Source organism: Bacillota bacterium, assembly GCA_018333655.1.
Lineage (GTDB): Bacteria > Bacillota > UBA994 > UBA994 > UBA994 > BS524.
This window is the reverse complement of record JAGXTJ010000048.1, coordinates 19752-38392: the sequence shown is the minus strand read 5'-3', so window position 1 is coordinate 38392 and position 18641 is coordinate 19752. Positions and strand designations below refer to the sequence as shown.

General features: G+C 54.0%; 17 protein-coding genes. 1 reads left to right on the top strand and 16 read right to left on the bottom strand.

The genetic code is table 11. From position 1 onward, the window contains the following. Nucleotides 1–168: 168 nt before the first annotated feature. The 13 genes from KGZ92_09290 to KGZ92_09230 form a co-directional block, all read right to left on the bottom strand. Nucleotides 169–504, bottom strand: a complete 336-nt coding sequence (locus KGZ92_09290; protein ID MBS3889457.1) for an HIT domain-containing protein — start codon at nucleotides 502–504, stop codon at nucleotides 169–171. Between the two features lie 29 nt (nucleotides 505–533). Then, complete coding sequence (gene mtaB / locus KGZ92_09285; GenBank protein MBS3889456.1) at nucleotides 534–1829, bottom strand: tRNA (N(6)-L-threonylcarbamoyladenosine(37)-C(2))-methylthiotransferase MtaB; 1296 nt, start codon at nucleotides 1827–1829, stop codon at nucleotides 534–536. Then, nucleotides 1830–2552, bottom strand: coding sequence for a 16S rRNA (uracil(1498)-N(3))-methyltransferase (locus KGZ92_09280; GenBank protein ID MBS3889455.1), 723 nt, complete (start codon nucleotides 2550–2552; stop codon nucleotides 1830–1832). 1 nt (nucleotide 2553) lies between these two features. After that, nucleotides 2554–3489 (bottom strand): 50S ribosomal protein L11 methyltransferase, encoded by a 936-nt coding sequence (gene prmA / locus KGZ92_09275; GenBank protein MBS3889454.1) that lies wholly within the window; start codon nucleotides 3487–3489, stop codon nucleotides 2554–2556. Between the two features lie 11 nt (nucleotides 3490–3500). After that, on the bottom strand, nucleotides 3501–4631 hold the full coding sequence (gene dnaJ / locus KGZ92_09270) for a molecular chaperone DnaJ (protein ID MBS3889453.1): 1131 nt from the start codon (nucleotides 4629–4631) through the stop codon (nucleotides 3501–3503). Nucleotides 4632–4692: 61 nt separating this feature from the next. Next, entirely contained in the window at nucleotides 4693–6510 is a 1818-nt protein-coding gene (dnaK, locus tag KGZ92_09265) for a molecular chaperone DnaK (GenBank protein ID MBS3889452.1), read from the bottom strand. Then, nucleotides 6503–6979, bottom strand: coding sequence for a nucleotide exchange factor GrpE (locus KGZ92_09260; GenBank protein ID MBS3889451.1), 477 nt, complete (start codon nucleotides 6977–6979; stop codon nucleotides 6503–6505). The genes dnaK and KGZ92_09260 overlap by 8 nt, the downstream gene beginning before the upstream one ends. 32 nt (nucleotides 6980–7011) lie before the next feature. Next, on the bottom strand, nucleotides 7012–8022 hold the full coding sequence (gene hrcA, locus KGZ92_09255; GenBank protein MBS3889450.1) for a heat-inducible transcription repressor HrcA: 1011 nt from the start codon (nucleotides 8020–8022) through the stop codon (nucleotides 7012–7014). Nucleotides 8023–8115: 93 nt separating this feature from the next. Next, entirely contained in the window at nucleotides 8116–9246 is a 1131-nt protein-coding gene (gene hemW / locus KGZ92_09250) for a radical SAM family heme chaperone HemW (protein MBS3889449.1), read from the bottom strand. Then, the gene (gene lepA, locus KGZ92_09245) at nucleotides 9246–11069 is read right to left on the bottom strand and encodes a translation elongation factor 4 (GenBank protein ID MBS3889448.1); all 1824 of its coding nucleotides are present in this window, start codon (nucleotides 11067–11069) and stop codon (nucleotides 9246–9248) included. The genes hemW and lepA overlap by 1 nt, the downstream gene beginning before the upstream one ends. A gap of 37 nt (nucleotides 11070–11106) precedes the next feature. After that, entirely contained in the window at nucleotides 11107–12144 is a 1038-nt protein-coding gene (locus tag KGZ92_09240; GenBank protein MBS3889447.1) for a stage II sporulation protein P, read from the bottom strand. 101 nt (nucleotides 12145–12245) lie between these two features. Continuing rightward, a complete protein-coding gene (gene gpr / locus KGZ92_09235) occupies nucleotides 12246–13217 on the bottom strand; it encodes a GPR endopeptidase (protein MBS3889446.1) in 972 nt (323 codons plus the stop codon). After that, the gene (locus tag KGZ92_09230) at nucleotides 13214–13537 is read right to left on the bottom strand and encodes a phage holin family protein (protein MBS3889445.1); all 324 of its coding nucleotides are present in this window, start codon (nucleotides 13535–13537) and stop codon (nucleotides 13214–13216) included. Before KGZ92_09230 ends, gpr begins: the two co-directional genes overlap by 4 nt. 140 nt (nucleotides 13538–13677) lie before the next feature. Here KGZ92_09230 and rpsT point away from each other — a divergent pair, with 140 nt between their 5' ends. Next, a complete protein-coding gene (gene rpsT, locus KGZ92_09225; protein MBS3889444.1) occupies nucleotides 13678–13929 on the top strand; it encodes a 30S ribosomal protein S20 in 252 nt (83 codons plus the stop codon). Nucleotides 13930–14017: 88 nt separating this feature from the next. Here rpsT and holA read toward each other — a convergent pair whose 3' ends face one another. The 3 genes from holA to ypeB are packed head-to-tail and all read right to left on the bottom strand — an operon-like array spanning nucleotide 14018 to nucleotide 18629. Continuing rightward, a complete protein-coding gene (holA, locus tag KGZ92_09220; protein ID MBS3889443.1) occupies nucleotides 14018–15070 on the bottom strand; it encodes a DNA polymerase III subunit delta in 1053 nt (350 codons plus the stop codon). Further along, nucleotides 14970–17225: a DNA internalization-related competence protein ComEC/Rec2 gene (locus KGZ92_09215; protein ID MBS3889442.1), complete on the bottom strand. Its 2256-nt coding sequence runs from the start codon at nucleotides 17223–17225 to the stop codon at nucleotides 14970–14972. Before KGZ92_09215 ends, holA begins: the two co-directional genes overlap by 101 nt. A gap of 48 nt (nucleotides 17226–17273) precedes the next feature. Continuing rightward, nucleotides 17274–18629: a germination protein YpeB gene (gene ypeB / locus KGZ92_09210; GenBank protein ID MBS3889441.1), complete on the bottom strand. Its 1356-nt coding sequence runs from the start codon at nucleotides 18627–18629 to the stop codon at nucleotides 17274–17276. Nucleotides 18630–18641: the final 12 nt, after the last annotated feature.

Genomic DNA, 18641 nt, shown 5'->3' with positions numbered 1-18641 from the left:
CTACGACTGCGCAACTAAACTCCTTGTTCCTCTCTTTCATACTCTGTGTCCTCTGTGGTTAATAAAAGAACCTTCTCTCTTGCGTCTTGCCTCTTGCTTCTAACTTAGGTCCTTTTCACACAGTCTGCCGTCCCCTCTGTCGCAACCGTCCCCGCTATCGCGGCGTTTTTAGCCGGGGGGCCAGGTGAGTTGGCGGCCGCCTAGGAGGTGTAGGTGCAGGTGGTCTACACTCTGCCCACCGGCGTGGCCGGCGTTAGTTACGACGCGAAAACCGGGGTCGCTGAGATTGTGGAGTGCGACGAGCTGTTTAACGGCAGAGAAAAGTGCAGAAGTGCAGTCGATGGCTTCGGGCGAGTCAATGCGGGCAATATGTTTTTTGGGCATGATTAAAATGTGCACTGGGGCAACAGGGTTTATATCGGCAATGGCGAGAACGTAATCGTCTTCGTAGAGAACTTTGGCAGGTAGCTCTTTAGCAATGATGCGGCAAAAAAGACAGGGCATATCTTCTCACACCTTTCGAATTACTGAGCTTACTTGGCAACCTCGCCGTAGACACCGTCTGGGGTAGTACCTAGCACTTTTACGGACACCACTTCCCCCATTAGCTCGCTCGGCCCGGGGAAGGCGACTTTAAGATAGGAGGATGTATGGCCTAGGCGAAGTTCGCCCGGCTCGTTTTCGACCAAGACGGCGACCGTTTTTCCTAGATGAGATGCGTGAAAGCTCTCCTGCCCGGCGCACGTTAGGGCCTGCATGGCCTCATAGCGAGCGTCTTTAACACTGTCTAGGATTTGCTCCTTCATTTCGGCGGCCCTAGTACCCGGCCGACGTGAATAGCGAAAGACATGTACTCGCGCGAACTCCATAGCTTTGACGAAGGCGAGAGACTCCTCGTGCTCTGCGACTGTTTCGCCAGGGAAACCCACAATGACGTCGCTCGTTATACCTATGTCGGGTAGGAGTTGCCGCAGAGAGCTAGTGATCGCGCTAAAACCTGCTGGGGTGTAAGGGCGACCCATACGCCCTAGCACGGTTGTGCTGCCGCTCTGTAGCGGAATATGCAGATGGCGACAGATATTTTCGTGCCTGGCAAGGGTAGTTATGAGCTCTGTAGTTACATCGGTGGGTTCTACCGAGCCTAGGCGGAGCCGGACTAGGCCGGGCAATTTAGCGAGGGTTTCGGCAAGCGTGGCTAAAGATAGCTCTGGGGTGAGGTCACGCCCGTAGGCTCCGAGATGGATGCCGCTCAAGATAATCTCTTTATAACCCTGTTGTAGGAGCGCCTCGGCCTGCTTTTGCACCGCGTTTAAGGGCAGCGAGCGCTCGGGCCCGCGCGCGTAAGGAATAATGCAGTAGGCGCAGTACTGCTCGCAGCCATCCTGCACCTTGAGAGTGGCACGAGCGCGGTCGGTACTATATTCTTCAGCGACAACTTCAAAGGCAGTGTTTGCGCTCCAGGGCGTGATATGCACTTGCTGCGGCCTTTCGGCCAGAGCTTCTTTGACCAGCTCGACTATGCGACCTTTGTCATTGCTGCCGACTACTAGTTCCATGCCTAAAGCCGCGGCCTTATCTCGGGCTACTTGCGGAAAACACCCCGCCAACACAACAAAGGCCGTGGGGTGTTTCTTTTTTTGTCGCTTCGCTAGTGCTCGCGATTTGCGCTCGGCCTGGCTCGTGACAACACAAGTATTTATAACATAGATGTCTGCGGGTGAGGCAAAGTCGACCTCGCGAAAGAGAGCGGCCTTAAATTTGGCGGCCAGGGCGCTCGTCTCCTGTTGATTGACCTTGCAGCCCAAGGTATAAAACCCTACTGTCAACATTTAGCCTAAATCTCCTAATTCATACATGATTACTGACAACAACGCCAGCGGCGCCGTCTCCGCGCGTAATATACGCGGGCCCAATGTAACAGGCAAAAACCCATAATGCTTCGCCATTGCTACTTCTTCCGTTGAAAAACCCCCCTCGGTCCCGATCACACAGGCCACGGAGGAGTGAGCACCCGGCCCCCTTAAGGCTTCTTTGAGGGGGTGCCCCCCACCCTCGTAAGCGATAAGCTTAAGAGAAGCGGTCTCGTTGTGCCAGGCCTCTGGCAGAGGCAGAGGCGGGTGTACTATGGGTACTACAGCCCGTCCGCATTGCTTGGCGGCCTCGGCGGCTAGGCGTTGCCAGCGCGACACTTTCTCATGCGCTTTAGCCTGCGTCAAGCGTACTACTGTACGCTCGCACAGTAGCGGCACGATGCTATGCACGCCAAGTTCTACGGCCTTGACGATGGTGTAATCAAAGAGATCGGCCTTGAGGAGCCCTTGGTAGAGCGTAACCCGTAGCGGTGACTCTTTGCTTGGCATGGCTTCACCTAAGTCGAGCCACACTTCTCCGCCTTCGACCGCGCTGATTCTGGCAACATAGAGTGCACTACCGTCGGCGACAGCAATGGTGTCACCCACCTTGTGGCGGTGCACCCTGAGCACATGGTGAGCTTCGTCGCCCGTAATTTTGCCCTTGCCAACCTCTGTAGCTGCAAAAACAAAGCGCGGCATACTAGTTAGCCTTGCGTATGGCAGTGAGAGCTACCCACTCGCCCTGCTCGGACACGCTACGCACCTTGAAGCCATGCGCGTCAAGCGCTGACAACACGGCCTCTAATTTGTCGCGTATAATGCCAGAGGCCAAGAAAACACCATTCGGAGCCAGGTACTTCTCAAGCGACGCTATGAGGTCGACTACTACGCGCGCAATAATATTGGCGACGACTAGATCATAGGTGCCCCGCGCGGCAGCGAAAAGGTCGCTCTCTTTGACCTCTATTCTCGATTGCAGCTTGTTGTGTAGGACGTTTTCAAGTGCCACCTTGACCGCCAGAGGGTCGTAGTCTAAGGCGAGCACAGATTTTGCACCTAGTTTTGCCGCTGCCAGCGACAGAATGCCGGAACCGCACCCCATGTCTAGCACCCGCTTACCGGCTAAGTCTTCTTCGTGTAAAAACTCGAGGCACATCATGGTGGTCGCGTGATTACCGGTACCAAAGGCCATACCAGGATCTAAATCGACAATAGCGGGGTTTCCGCTAGGGACAAAGGTATCCCAGGATGGTTTGATGACCAGTTTCTCCCCCACAATGATCGGCTGGTAGTACTGCTTCCAGGCTGTAGCCCAATCTTCTTCGGCTACTTCGTTAATAAGGACTTCTGCCGGACTAGGGTCAAGACCAAAGTCGGCTAGGGCCGCCACGGCCAAGCGTATTTCCTCAACGAAGCCTGGCGTCACCTCCAAGAGGGGCAAGTAGGCCGTAACCCGTACCTCTTCTAAGGGGATGTCGGGCACAGAGATGAGAGAGTAATCCTCCACATCATCTGCCAAAATGGGTAGCGAGGCATCTTCGACCACGACGCCATTAGCGCCGGCCCGGTAAAAGACGTCTGCCACCGCTTCTTTGGCCTCTTGGCTCGTCACAACGGTAATCTCCATCCACTTCATCAGCTGACCTCCTAGCGTAATGCGTCTCGCACCCGACCTAAGATTCCCTTATCGTCAACGACCTCGCCCATCGCTTCTGCCAGCTGTTTTAGGAGATCTTTTTCTTTGCTAGACAATTTTTTGGGTGTATCTACCACGATGGTCACCACTAAGTCTCCCTTGTAGACGCTACCAAGCTTAGTGAGCCCCTTGCCCTTCTGGCGCAAAACCGCACCGCTCTGCGTACCTGGGGCAATGGCAACTTCGACCAGTTCATCGCCAATAATCTTAACTTGAGTTTTGCCCCCTAGGGCAGCCTTAGGGAAGGAGATATGGACATCGAGGAGTAAATCTGCGCCCTGGCGCCTAAAAACAGGGTGTGCACGCACACGCAGCAACACAAAGAGATCGCCGGGCGGGCCGCCACGCTGACCAGCCTCACCCTCGCCACTCAGGCGCAGACGTGTGCCCGTATCTACCCCAGGCGGAATCTTAACGGCCACTTTGCGACGCCTGCGCACGGCTCCCCTGCCAGCGCAGGCAGCACAGGGTGAGCTAATAATCTTGCCGGTACCGTGGCAACGGTCGCAAGTGCGCACCGAATTTATGCGCCCCAATATGGTGTTCTGCGCAAAACTCACCTGACCTGAACCCTTGCAAGTGGCACAGGTTTCGGGCTTAGTGCCAGGCTTTGCGCCACTGCCGTTACAAGTATCACAGGCTTCGGTGCGGGGAATCTCAAGTTCTACTTCTTTGCCTAAAGCGGCATCGACAAAATCGATCTCGAGCTCATACTGCAAGTCGGGGCCCTTTTCTGGCCCTGTGCGCTGTCGACGCATGCCCCCGCCAAACATCATGTCCATGATGTCGTCCATGCCACCAAAACCACTAAAGTCCCCCGTGAAGCCACCGCCAAAGGGGCCCTGCCCGCCGCCCTGCTCAAAGGCCGCATGCCCGTGGCGATCGTAGGTGGCCCGCTTGTCGTTATCGCTTAAAATTTCGTAGGCCTCAGTTACTTCTTTGAACTTTTCGGCGGCAGAGGAATCATCGGGGTTGACATCAGGATGGTACTGCCGCGCTAACTTGCGGTAGGCTTTTTTGATTTCTGTTTCTTCAGCTGACCTAGGAATGCCTAGTACTTCATAGTAGTCTCGCTTGGCCATCGTGCGACCCCCCCTAAAATCTAAAAGAAGGGGGTTTAGCGAAACCCCCTAGTATTAATTACTACTTCTTATCTACATCGTAGAAATCGGCATCGATAGTGTCGTCGCCCTGTTGTTCACCGCTCTTGGCCTCACTTGCCTCGGCTTGCGACTGATTGTACATGAGAGTAGCCAGCTCGTCGACGAGCTTGGTCAGCGTCTCTGTCGCTTCTTTTATTTTGTTGATATCGCCAGAGGCAATGGCGGTGCGAGCTTCGGCGACGGCGCTCGTGACGGCCGCGGCTTTATCTTCTGGTGCTTTGTCACCAAGGTCTTTTAGGGTCTTCTCGGCGGAGTAGGCCAACTGCTCGGCCTGATTCTTGGCCTCAACGAGCTCTCTGCGCTTTTGGTCCTCTGCGGCGTGCTTCTCGGCGTCCTTAACCATGCGGTCAATGTCGTGATCCGAGAGGCCGATGCTCGAGGTAATACTGATGCGCTGCTCCTTGCTGGTGGCCATGTCCTTAGCCTTAACATTGACTATACCATTGACGTCAATATCGAAGGTGACTTCGATCTTGGGAATACCCCGCGGTGCCGGCGGAATGCCATCGAGAGTGAAGCGCCCTAGGGTGACATTGTCGGCGGCCATGGCCCGCTCACCCTGCAGCACATGAATCTCAACTGAGGTTTGATGATCGGCAGCGGTAGAAAATGTCTGGCTCTTAGAGGTGGGAATGGTGGTGTTGCGCTCGATAAGCTTAGTCAGCACCCCACCTAGCGTTTCGATGCCGAGAGATAGCGGCGTTACGTCAAGCAAGACGACGTTCTTGACATCACCTGACAGTACGCCCCCCTGAATGGCCGCACCTAGAGCTACCACTTCGTCGGGGTTTACCCCTTTGTGCGGGTCTTTGCCGATTAAGCGGCGCACAGCCTCTTGTACAGCAGGGATGCGGGTAGAGCCCCCGACCAAGATAACTTTATCGATTTGATGCGGCTCAAGGCCAGAATCCTGCAAGGCGCGGCGTGCGGGACCCATGGTGAGCTCTACAAGATCTTCGGTCAGTTCATCGAACTTAGCCCGTGTGACGGTAATGTCTAAATGTTTGGGGCCTTCAGCATCCATGGTGATAAAGGGCAGGTTGATATTGGTCTGTTGCAAGGTGGACAACTCAATTTTAGCCTTCTCGGCCGCTTCGCGTAGGCGCTGCACGGCCACGCGGTCCTTAGAAAGGTCTAGGCCCGCGGTCTTCTTGAATTCTTTGACTAGGTGATCGAGCAGACGTTGATCGAAGTCATCGCCACCTAGCCTGTTATTGCCAGAGGTAGCTTTCACCTCAAAGAGTCCGTCACCTAGTTCTAAAATAGAGACATCGAAAGTGCCACCGCCTAAGTCGAAGACGAGTATGGTGTGGTCTTGACCCTTATCTAGGCCATAGGCTAGGGCCGCTGCGGTCGGCTCGTTGATAATGCGCATAACCTCAAGCCCGGCAATGGTGCCCGCATCTTTTGTGGCTTGCCTTTGGCTGTCGGTAAAGTAAGCAGGGACCGTGATAATGGCTTTTTCGATGGTCGTGCCCAGGTAAGCCTCGGCATCTTGCTTGAGCTTACGCAAAATCATGGCCGAAATTTCTTGCGGCGTATATTCCTTGCCGTCTACTTTTACTTTATGGTTCGTGCCCATTTGCCGCTTGATGGAGCTGATGGTGCGGTCGGGGTTGCTGATGGCCTGACGCTTGGCGATGGCCCCCACGAGGAGCTCACCGCTCTTAGAGAAACCGACTACGGATGGTGTCAGCCTGCTGCCCTCGGTATTGGGTAGGACGACAGGTTCGCCGCCCTCAAGGTAGCTGACTACGGAATTAGTTGTGCCTAAATCGATGCCAATAATCTTACTCATTGCTCATACCTCCAACTGAAACTCTTACTTTGCTTGGTCTTAAAACTCGGCCCCTGAGCTTGTAGCCACGCTCTAGCTCAGCGGTGATGGTGTTTTCGGGGGATGTGGGGTCCTCATCAATGGCCACGGCCTCATGGTACTGCGGATCAAATGCGCAAGCACAGTCAACAGGCGTAAGCCCTACCCGAGCGAGAACCTCTTGAAATTGCTTATGTACCATGACCATGCCCTGTGTCCAATCACCCGTGGGTAGGACTTTTATGGCACGATCAAAGCTATCCATCGTTGGTAGCAGCTGACATAAAAGATCTGCCGCTACGACTTCCCACAAATCTTCTTTCTCGCGCTGATGACGCCGCCGCATATTTTCCATGTCGGCTTGCAGGCGCAGCAGCCTAGACTCGAGTTCCTGCACTGAGGGTTGTTCCTTTACTGGTTGCTCCGTCTCTTGATTGTTTTGTTGCTCCAATATGCTACACCCCTTTTTGATTCCCTAAAGAATTAGCCTTGACCAATAACTTTGCTTACATAATTAAGAAGTGCGATAACCCGCGGATACTCCATGCGCGTAGGCCCTAGGATGCTGATGTGCCCTACACCCTCACCGGCGATGGTGTAGCTTGCGGTAATAAGCGAACAATCGCGCATGGCCTCGAGTGCATTCTCGGCGCCGATACTGATCGAAAGCGGATTAGCAGCGGCTGTGGTGACCAGCTTAAAAACTTGCTCTTGCATCTCGAGAACTTTGAGTATCTCTCGCAACTTGCTAACATCCTTGAACTCACGTTGATTAAGAATGTTAGTGGCCCCGCCTAGCACTACGCGCTCGCCTTCATGACGCTCTAGGCTCGCGATTAGACTGTCCATGGCCTGCTCGAAGGCTGATGCGCCGAGCGCAAAATCGCCGGCCCCCGTGCGAAAGTCAAAGTCGTGCAGTCGATCAATGGCGTAGCCGCGATACTTAGCGGTTATGAACCGGCAAATTTCACTGAGGTCTTCAGCGGAGATACCCGGAGGCAGCATAATTACTTCATTAGCGACGAAGCCATTGTCAGCCACGATCATGAGTACGGCGCTGTGGTCGTTCAAGGGAACTACCTGCATGACCTTGAGCTTAGTTTGTACAGGAGAGGGCCCAATAACTATAGAAGTATAGTTAGTGATAGAGGAGAGAAGTCGCGCTGCCGCCTCTAGGACGATTTCTTGCCCGCGCAGTCTACCGCTAAAATGCCTCTTAACAAGGGAGGCTTCTGCGGCAGTAAGCTCCGGCAGTTCCGCCAGAGAGTCGACGTAGCACCGATAGCCCCTGTCTGAGGGAATGCGACCTGCAGATGTATGAGGCTGCTCAAGATAACCTAACTCCTCAAGGTCAGCCATTTCGTTGCGAATTGTTGCCGCGCCGATACCAAAAGAGTAACGGCGAGCGATGGTTCTTGAGCCGACAGGCTCAGCAGTTTGAATGTAGTCGCGCACTATAGCAAACAGCACCTGCCGCTTGCGCTCGTCTAGCATCACCACCACCCCATTATCTTGTTAGCACTCATCAGGTGGGAGTGCTAACGGTATAGTACAAAAATACCACTAGGCCGAACTCTTTGTCAAGAGTCAGAGCAGGAAAGCCATTTGAACTTGACTGGCAAGGGGAAAACCCTTGGCTGTAAGGCGCAAGGCTATGTCGTCAACATGCAGTAGCCCTTGCCTGACACAGGGTGCAAGCTGCTCGCCGTAGTAATCTAGGGGGTCAGGCCCAAAGCGCTGTGCGAAATCTCTGCGCTTGACCCCTTCTTCTAGCATACGCAGCCCGAGGATCATTGTTTCGGCCATTTCGAGAGACTTAGTCAGTTTTTCGCAGGATGCGGTGGCAAGCATCCCCTGCTTGAGTCTGTGGCAGTAACCCTCGATATCAGCTATATTAGCAAACCGCCGCCTGCCGATGAAGCTGGCGGCTGACGGTCCAAACCCTAGGTATTCGCGATTTTGCCAGTAGAGGCGGTTGTGCTTACTTTCGTACCCAGGGCGAGCAAAATTACTGATTTCGTAATGCACGAAGCCTCTCGCGCGAAGGAAATCTCGTCCGGCCAGCATCATGTCGGCGACCTCGTCCTCGCCACTTGGGACCAGTCTGCCTTGCTCTTTAAGCTGCGCAAACTGCGTACCGCTCTCAATCTGCAGGGCATAGGCCGAAATGTGGGTGGCCCCTGTGGCCACAAGGCAGTCTAGAGTGGCCAAGTAATCGCTCACCGTCTGTAAGGGGAGGCCGTAGAGGGCGTCTACGCTAAAATTGTCGAACCCGGCCGCCTTTATTCCTTGCACTGCGCTGTGAAAATCAGCCAGGGTGTGCGGGCGGCCGAGCATGTGTAGGTGACTATCTAGATGCGATTGCAGCCCGATACTGATACGGTTTATGCCGAGGCTACGCAGCCTGACAAAATCGCCTGCCTGCACCGTGCCTGGGTTAACTTCATAAGTTACTTCACTAGCGGTCGCGCGCGGAAAGTAGCGGTCGAAAGCTTTTAGAATTAGAGCCAGGGAGTTTAGACCGAGCGTGCTCGGCGTGCCGCCCCCAAAGTAGAGGGTCTGTGCCGACCCTCCCCACAGCTGACCCTTAAGGGCTACTTCTTGTAGCAGGGCGCTCACATAGGCTTCTTCCGCGGGGGCACTGTGCTTAAGCGAGTAGAAATCGCAGTAATGGCACTTACTTAGACAGAAGGGCACATGGACATACAGCCCGAGCACTATTCATCATCCACCTTAAGAATGGCCATGAAGGCTTCTTGTGGAATCTCTACATTGCCGACATTTTTCATGCGCTTCTTGCCTTCTTTTTGCTTTTCTAGGAGCTTACGCTTGCGGCTGATATCGCCACCGTAACACTTGGCTAGTACGTCTTTACGCATGGCTTTGACCGTTTCGCGGGCGACAATTTTTGCCCCGATGGCGGCTTGGATAGGGATGTCAAACATTTGACGCGGAATAATCTTGCGCAACTTCTCTGTCAAAATGCGGCCCTTATGCACGGCACGGTCGGAATGCACGATGCACGATAGCGCATCGACCACTTCACCATTAAGCAGGATGTCTAGTTTAACTAAATCGGACTCTTGGTAGCCGATCACCTCGTAGTCTAACGAAGCGTAACCACGCGAACGCGACTTCAGTTGGTCGAAAAAGTCATAAAGGATTTCTGAGAGCGGCAACTCGTAGGTCAGCACCACTCGCGTCGTGTCGAGGAACTCCATATTCTTAAAGACGCCGCGGCGGCCTTGGCAGAGCTCCATCATGGTGCCGATGTACTCCTCTGGCACAATGATGCTAGCCTTGACAATGGGCTCCTCCGTGGTGAGTATTTTATTGCTCGGGGGTAGATGGGCCGGGTTATCGATAAACTTCACTTCATCTGCCGTGGTCACAATGCGGTAGATGGTGTTAGGGGCTGTAGTGATGAGGTCTAGCTGGTACTCACGCTCTAAGCGCTCTTGTATCACTTCCATGTGCAAGAGCCCCAAGAAACCACAGCGAAAGCCAAACCCTAGGGCTTCTGAGGTTTCGGGTTCGTAAATGAGGGAGGAATCGTTGAGCTTTAACTTATCGAGCGCATCTTTAAGGTCTTCGTACTGGTTGTTCTCTGTGGGGTAGAGACCGCAGAAAACCATGGGCGTGTTCTTACGATACCCAGGCAAAGGCACTAGGGCTGGGTTCACGGCATTGGTGATGGTGTCGCCAACGCGCGTATCTTTAACATTCTTAATGCCGGCAATGCAGTACCCGACCATGCCGGGTGCAAGCTCTTTAACAGGAATACGCGGGGGGGTGAAAACCCCCACATCATCCACCTCAAACTCGCGGTCGGTGGCCATCATGAGTATTTTTTGTCCCTTTTTAATGCTGCCATTAACTACGCGCACATAACTGATAACCCCACGGTACGAGTCGTAGTGGGAGTCAAAAATTAGGGCTTGCAGGGGTGCGTTGATATCACCCTGGGGGGGTGGAATATCACGCACTACGGCCTCTAGTATCTCGGCAATGCCGATGCCTTCTTTTGCTGAACAGAGAATGGCGTTATCGGTAGCGATACCGATAACGTCTTCGATCTCTTTGCGCACCCGTTCGGGGTCGGCAGAAGGTAGGTCAATTTTGTTGATGACAGGAATAATCGTGAGATTATTTTCTATCGCTAAGTAGACATTGGCTAGAGTCTGGGCCTCAATGCCTTGCACCGCATCGACCACGAGCAGCGCACCTTCACAGGCGGCCAAAGAACGTGAGACTTCATAAGAGAAGTCCACGTGCCCAGGTGTATCGATTAAGTTAAGCATGTACTCCTGCCCATCTTGGGCGTTATAAATAAGTCGCACGGCCTGCAACTTAATCGTAATGCCCCGCTCTCGCTCTAAGTCCATGTTGTCGAGAACTTGCTCGGTCATTTCCCGCTGCGACAGCGTGCCGGTAGTCTCGATCAAGCGGTCAGCCAAGGTAGACTTGCCGTGATCGATGTGTGCGATGATACAAAAATTGCGAATTCTATCCTGCACTGCACTCTCTCCGTATAGAAAAATAGCGCAACCATCGCGCTTCACGTCATTATATCACATTCTAGCGCTCTGGTCTTACTCGTTCGGCATCGAGGGCCATAATGACCCGCGCCAAGTGTTCGGTGGCGCGCAGCGCCTCGTCGAGCGAGTTCTCATGCCCGCCAATTTCTATAAGCAAGGAGTGCGGGTGCAAATGCTGATTAAAACGCCCAAACTCGCGCAGCAGTATCCCCCGCGAAAACCCGGGGTACAGCTCGGCGAGCTTACTTTGCAGCCGCATGGCGAAGGCATAATTTCGGCGCCAATGTAGATGTCCTAAGGCCTCATTGCCCCCTACTACGATGTAAACCCGGGCGACACTCTGGCCGTCAATGGTTGTGGTCGTAAGCCTGCGTGGCAGGGCATCGCGGTGCACATCGAACACATAGTCAATGTTGTCGTATGCGGCGAGAATCTCATTCACCGTCTCTAAGGAGCGCGTGTAAGACTGATCGAAGGCTTGTCGCACATGGTCGCGAGCGGAATGTATAACTGATGCTCCTAGTCTCTCTAGTTGGCGCGCGAGCTCTCGCCCCACGGCCACAATGGTCTTGTCGGGGTTGTCATAAATATGGGTTTGCCCGCTATCGGGGACAAAGGACTCGCTGTTATGAGTGTGGTAAATGACAACCACAGGCGGCCGCGGCAAACCTGTCGGGGGAGGTAAATCCACAGGTTGCGGCAGGTCAATGTCCGGCGTAGTCACGGGGGGTGCAGTTGCAGGCGAAAAAGTTACGGCCTGAAGCCCTGGGATGCCACGTGCCAAAATAAGATGGGGCTCGGTAGCACGCAGGCGATCGGAAAAATAGGCGATCAGCTCCACCCAAAACGGTTCTTCACCTAGGGCCTCATAGGCAGGCAAAGCTCCCTTAAACAGTAGCATGTAGAATAGGCTGCCAGCTGTCTCTGCTTTTTCGGACGCTAGGAGCAATGGGCCGAGGCTGCGTTCGGGGTCATTGATGGCGGCCACGGGTATGGCTTCTGGCAGCATGGACAAGCGTAAGGACCACAGAGTCGTGGCCAGTAATATCCCTAATCCCACCGCGAGCAAAAAACGCACTCCACATCGCCCCCTCACCCACCTCACTAACCATAAATATATATGAGGGTTGGACGCACTACTGACCAAAAAAAATAGAGAGGAGCCTCCCTCTCTATAAATTAGGACAAAGCTTCGCCTAGGTACAAGTTAGGATGCAGGCCGGCATTGAGACCACCAGCAATCACCTTGGACATATTGTTAATGATTGAATCGATCTCTTTCGGGGTGACTACTAGATTCTCCGCATGGGGAGACAGGATATTTTGCAGAAGATCCTGCCGCATTTCTTTACTCAGCGTAGGTCTTCTGGCTCCTGCGCCCTCCGCGTGACTGAGACCGACCATGGCCGCTAGGGCTTGCTCCACAGCCTCTCTGGCGATGGTAGCGGCATAGACTACAGTGGGTACGCCAATCGCAATGACGGGGACACCTAAAGTCTCCCGCGTTAGCGCTTTGCGCTTATTGCCTATGCCAGAGCCAGGGCTGATACCAGTGTCCGTCATTTGCACTGTTGTGCCCACTCGCTCTACACTGCGCGAGGCCAAGGCATCAACCGCTATGACCATGTGGGGCCTAACTTTCTCCACTATTCCTAGGATAATTTCACCGGTCTCAATGCCTGTCAACCCTAAGACGCCGGGCGCAATTGCACAGACAGACTGCAGACCCTCGTCTAATCCCTGTGCTGCATGTTCCAAGAGATGCCTTGTTACTAACAGTTCTTGCACAACCTTTGGGCCTAGGGCATCGGGGGTGACATGCCAGTTGCCTAGCCCTACCACCAGTATAGTCGCGGCTCTGTGCGCTGCCCGCGTAGAAATTGGCCACAAATTTTCAAGCTCCTTGGCGATTTGTTGACTGACCTCGTGGCGAAGATCGGCATCTTCTTCGGCAATGCTCTGGCACTCTAAGGTAATGTACAAGCCAGGAGGCTTGTTAAACCTTTGTGCCCCCTGCTCGTTTAAGACTCTTACTCTGGTGATGTTGCCCCCTACAAAAGTCTCCCTAGTGATCTCTACGCCACTCTGTTCTTCATCTACAGGACCTGACTCAATGGCCAAGTCTGTACGCACGGAGTAAAACTCCCTCACCTTATAAATGTGGGCACGACCATGTCAATAAGCCCAATCACAAAGGAGGCCAGCAAGGCGCCCAGTAGGCCTACATCAAACTCGGGGACAATTTGACCTGTTAGCCAAATTACTCCCGCCGCTACTAGGAAACCCACGAAACCACGATTTTGCCGCGAAACGTTGTCGCCGAGGAAGTTTTCTCCCAGCCATCCAATGACAGCGATGGTGCCAGCAGCCAAGAATGCCCCCACCAAGCTCGACGATACGCCCGGCAAAAGCATAGCCGTCACCCACAACACAGCCGCGGATGTGACAAAGCGAATTATTGCTGTACTCATTCTTGCTACCTCCACGTTTTTCTGCTAGAATTTGAAGGACACTCGTAGTGTAACCTACTGCTGAAGGTGGTATCCGTCACTATACCACGTGTCTCTTCAGTTTTTGGCTACCGCTCTGATTGCGAGGAGGTGAAACAACATTGGCCAATACTAAATCTGCCATTAAGAGAATCAAGATTTCCGCTAAGCGCAACCTGCGCAACCGCATGGTCAAGAGCTCAGTGCGCACAGCCGTACGCAAGTTCAACGACCTAACTACCGTCGAAAGCTTGCGCGCTGCCATCAGTACTTTAGATAAAGCCGTGCGCAAAGGCGTACTGCACAGAAACACCGCTTCTCGCAAAAAATCTCGCCTGACGCTTAAGCTTAACAAGCTGACAGCTGCAGAGTAAGACAAGCAAGCTGATTTAGGGGTTGACTCACATGAGGCAACCCCTTTTGCTATGCGATCAAACAGTAATACCCCGTGTCGGGGAGGACTCATCGTGCACAGGCCTCGCAGATGAGCATTTCGAGTGCCAAGATGGCATTCACTTTGCCTAGCTTAACCGCTTGGCTAATGGTGAAGCACTTCGTCAGCCACTGCTCTAGGAGCGAGCGAGAGAAACTAGGTGCGGCTCGGTAGGCTTTTTCGGCGACAAACCTGTGCACATTGAGTTTGGCCATGTTACTTATGGCTGTTTCAAGAGGCAGCTGGTCTTCAAACATTTCGCGGGCTAAGAGGGCCTGGCGAAAGAAACTAGCCAGGGTACCAAGTATAACTAGCGGGTCCTCCCCATCCTGCACAATTTCTTGCACATGCTTGAGGGCTTTGGCACTATTTTTAGCGGTAATGGCATCGGTGACATCCCACAACTTAGCCTCGGCGCTACGCGCCACCAAAGAACGGACCTCCTTCTCGGTAACGGTGCCCGAGAAATTCTTAAAGGCCATAATTTTCTTGGTCTCTTGCAGCAAGGCGCGCACAAAGGGCTGCTTTTCGCTGACACCGATAAGTTCAAGTAGCGTGGTGGCGGCAGAGCTCTCTATGCGCATGGCAGAGCGCGCTAACTCCTCACGCACGATGACCTGCGCTGCCCCTAGGGCGTCTTGTCGACGCGAAAAGGAGAAGTCTACAAACTGCACCTGTTGCCCCTTAAAGAGACTACTCTTCTGGCTCACACTCTCATCCTCGCAAATGAGGGTGACGAGAGCGGCGGAGACAACAAGCGGAGACTTGGCGTCTTCGCCTTCTTGTTTTTTGCTCTGCTTAAAGAACTTAGCTTGACGTACGCGCACCACTTTGCGACCGCCAAAAAAGGGCGGGGTCTGTATTTCTTGTCGCACTCTGGCCAACTGCGCATCTTCCCCGTCTAAATCCACCAAGTTAAAACTCATGAGCGAAGAATCGTGCGTAGAGAAGGCCTTAGCTACAACTGCCCGCGAGGCCTCACTAATATACCACTCTTCCGTGCCGGTAAAGACATAGAACGAGTGCGGTTCTCTCGCGGAGAGGCTCTTGACTAGTTCTTGGTAGTGCGTAAGTGCGGACACGCTGCCACCTTCCTTCTCGAAAATTATAAACGTGGTAAAACCCGATTGCGAGGCGGATACGCACAGCGCCAAATTCGTCAGTGCGCATCACGAAGGCGCCACTCTGTTCTAGTCGCGAAACGACCGCGGGGTGAGGGTGCCCGTGTCTATTGCTGCCGACAGTGATCACAGCTACATCTGGTGATACTAGGGCCAGCAGGGCGCTGTGTGACGAGGTATTGCTCCCATGATGGGGTACCTTGAGCACTTCTACCTCGCCAGGCCACGGCATCATCTGCCTTTCGGCGTCAATACCGATGTCACCAGTAAAGAGTGCTCTAAAATTACGCTCCTGAAACAGGAGTACGACTGACCGATGATTAGGGTCAAGGTCATCGCTGCCTGCGGTAGCGGCTTGCCAAGCGGTGAGCAAGGCGCCCTTAAGTTCTTTACGCGAACTAGCGCTGCGCCCAATACTCGCGTCCGTGTAGACCGCCCCTACCTTAAACTCGTCGGCAATTACTGGGAGACCCCCCACATGATCAGCGTGAGAATGGGAGATAAAAACGGCGGCGACTTCATTTACGCCCTGCGAGCGTAGGTAAGGCACGACAATGCGCCTGCCCGCTTCTTCTGTGGCCGTATCTACTAGGTAGTGCTTACCTCCTTGCGAAATGTGGATAGCGTCGGCATTGCCCACGGCCAGAAAGGTGATGGTTGTGGCTGACGAAGGCACAAGGGTGGGGAACCCAGCTAAGAAGATCGCCATAAGGAGCAGTAAAGGTACCGCCAATGGCTGCCGTCGGCGGTGTGCTTCGAGCGCCGCTAGCATGAGGGCATAAAAGGTGACCACCATGAGGGGCGGCATAGCCATGAGGTGAAGAGTGGCAAACGGCAAATTAGCGAACTCCGCTACGATCCATGAAGCCAGATTTGCGGTAAGGGAAAAAGCATGCGCAAACATGACGCCGATAACAGGCACGCCGCCGAGGAGACTGACGAGAAAACCGACATACAGGAGTACCGTCGAAAGCGGAACGAGGATAAGATTGGCTAGCAAGCCGTAGACAGGCCAGGCATGAAAGATATTGACAATGATCGGCAAGGTGAAAAGCTGCGCCGCGAGGCTGGCAGCACCTAGGTAACGCAGGAACTTCGGCCCCGGCACATAGGCGACAAGTGTCTCTGTCATAAGAATTAAGCCTGCTGTGGCGCCAAAAGACAAGAGAAACCCGGCATCAGCCACGGCGTCTGGGGAAACGAGTAACATCGCCGCCCCTACAAGCGTAATCACCTGCAAGGGTATAGGCTTGCGCAAGGTAATATTAGCCAGAGCCACCAAAGCAAATGTGGCGGCGGCGCGCGTGGCAGACATGCTACCCCCGACGAGTAGGGCGTAGCCGATACCCAAGCAGCCTGCCCAAAAATTGGCCGCGCGGTAACCCATTAGACGCCGCAGCAAGAAGTACCCCGCCCCGGCAAAGATGGTAATATGCGTACCCGACACGGCCAAGACGTGGCTTACCCCTGCCCGTCGCCAGTTCTCGCTCTCGGTATCAGGCAGTTCGCTTCGATCGCCAAGAATGAGCGCCCGGACGAGAGCGCGTGGTTTAGCGTCTAGCCGGGCCGTATTGTTACGCACAAAAGTGCGCACTCTGCTCAAGATGCCAGGCCGAAAACGCGCCTCTAGCGTTAAGCTCTCGGCAAAAAATAGGCCCGCAATACCTTGCCGCTCCAAAAATGAAGCGTAGTCAAGCTCGCCTGGGTTTTGCGGCGGCAAAGGACGCCTCTGCTCTCCAGAAATAGTCAGCACATGATTCTCTTGCCATGGCTGTCTGGCATAGAGCTGCAGACGAAAAGGCCGCCCTTTTTCTACTCCTTGCACTAAGCCGCGGTAAATATTGCTCTCTAGTAAAACGGGTGCTTGCAGCGCACGTACGCTGAAGTGACTAGCGCTAGGCAGGGTAGGCGGCTCGTCTTTGTATAATGTACGTATGTAGCCACCCCCAAGAAGAAGGGGCACAAGCAGGCTAATAACTAGCCCTAGGCGCAGCCCCCAGTAGGCGATAATGGTGAACGCAACAAGGCTTATGGCTAAGAGCAGCCACCCGACGCTACTTACGCCTAGCACTATCCCCATGATCAGACTTAAGCAAAGCCCCATCGCTGCGCTCAAAAAAACACCCCCACCCCTATTTCTGTGCGGGGGGGAGGTATACCTGCCTTAGGGCTTAAAAATGCCGGCTGGCAGCATAGGCAGGGGGTGAGTTAGAAGCCGTACGATGTTTTCTTCGCGCCCCGTTACTGCGTTGATGAAGATGAGAAATTTATCTTTACCGCGTTCAACCGTAAATTCGTAACAGAGTACTTCCCTTCCCTGACGGTCGAAGATAACCACCCGTTGTACGGCGACCACGCCTAGCTCAGGGTTAAGTTTGGCCTGTGCCTCGGTAACACCAATTTGGTCCACAAAATTACCCCGCACACGATGGAACATGACATGACCATTGCCCTCGTAACTTAAGATTTCGCCGTTATCAAGGGCCACCCTTACACGCAGCAGGTCAGGATAAAAGAGGATGCCATCCTCTACATGGCAGAACGTGAAAATCGCGCTATACCCGCCTTCTTCTATGCCGAGAAGCTCTAAGGTATCTAGCTCGCGTTCTGCTAAGAAGTTACGCGCCCTCTGCTCCGCCGCATCTAGGCCCATGGTGGCCGCTCGAGGCTCACGCTCGTTAAACATCTGAAACACACGTCCACCGCTCCGCACTACTTCAACCACAATGTGGCGATTGGCATCTTGAGGGTGGGCAAAGATGAAGCTATAGTGTGGCAACTCGGCCTCGAGCACTTCGGTTTGTGAGACCAGTTGCAAGTTATGCCCAATATCGCGGGTGAAGTGCCGCGCCCTTTCTAGAGCGGTAGCCTGAGTAATGGTCTCTGCGGTGACGGCCAGCGGAGCGGGGCGCGCCACATTGACATGTTCACCGAAAGTGATTTCGGGGAACTGCTGAATTTGGTCCTCTAAGGCGCGAAATTGCCCCAATACTTGGCTGTCGCGGGGGGCGCGATCTAGCAGGGTTTTCATCTCTAAGTCTGTCCAGCGCACGTTATCTCCTAGCACCGTGGCCTGCACAGCCGCCATGGCGGTGGCCATCTCCCTAGCTTGCGTCCGCAATACAGATAACAACTGCCGATCTTCTGGCGTCGGCATCGTTCCCCGCGAAGCAATTGAGAGAACGGCGTCGCCGATGCGGGCTAGAAATCGCCCGGTGTTCTCTAAGCTAGCTACGCCTAGCGGCACCTGTCCTACATTGGCCTGCGCTACGTAGGCCTGTCGCCAGACTGCAGCCAGGCGAATCATGGCTTGCTCTTCAGAGCCTGCCACGGTAGCTTTGCCAAGCTCGGCATCGATTGCCGCCAAGTTAAAGGCCAGATCGTTGAATGCCCGCTGGTAGGTGTTTTCTAAACGTGTCAAAAGCTGATTCTTAACTCTCATCTGGCCAAAACCCCAGTACAGACTCCCTGCCACGAGCACGACAGCTAGCACATTGACAATCCACGGCAGTCTACGCATAATAATGACCTC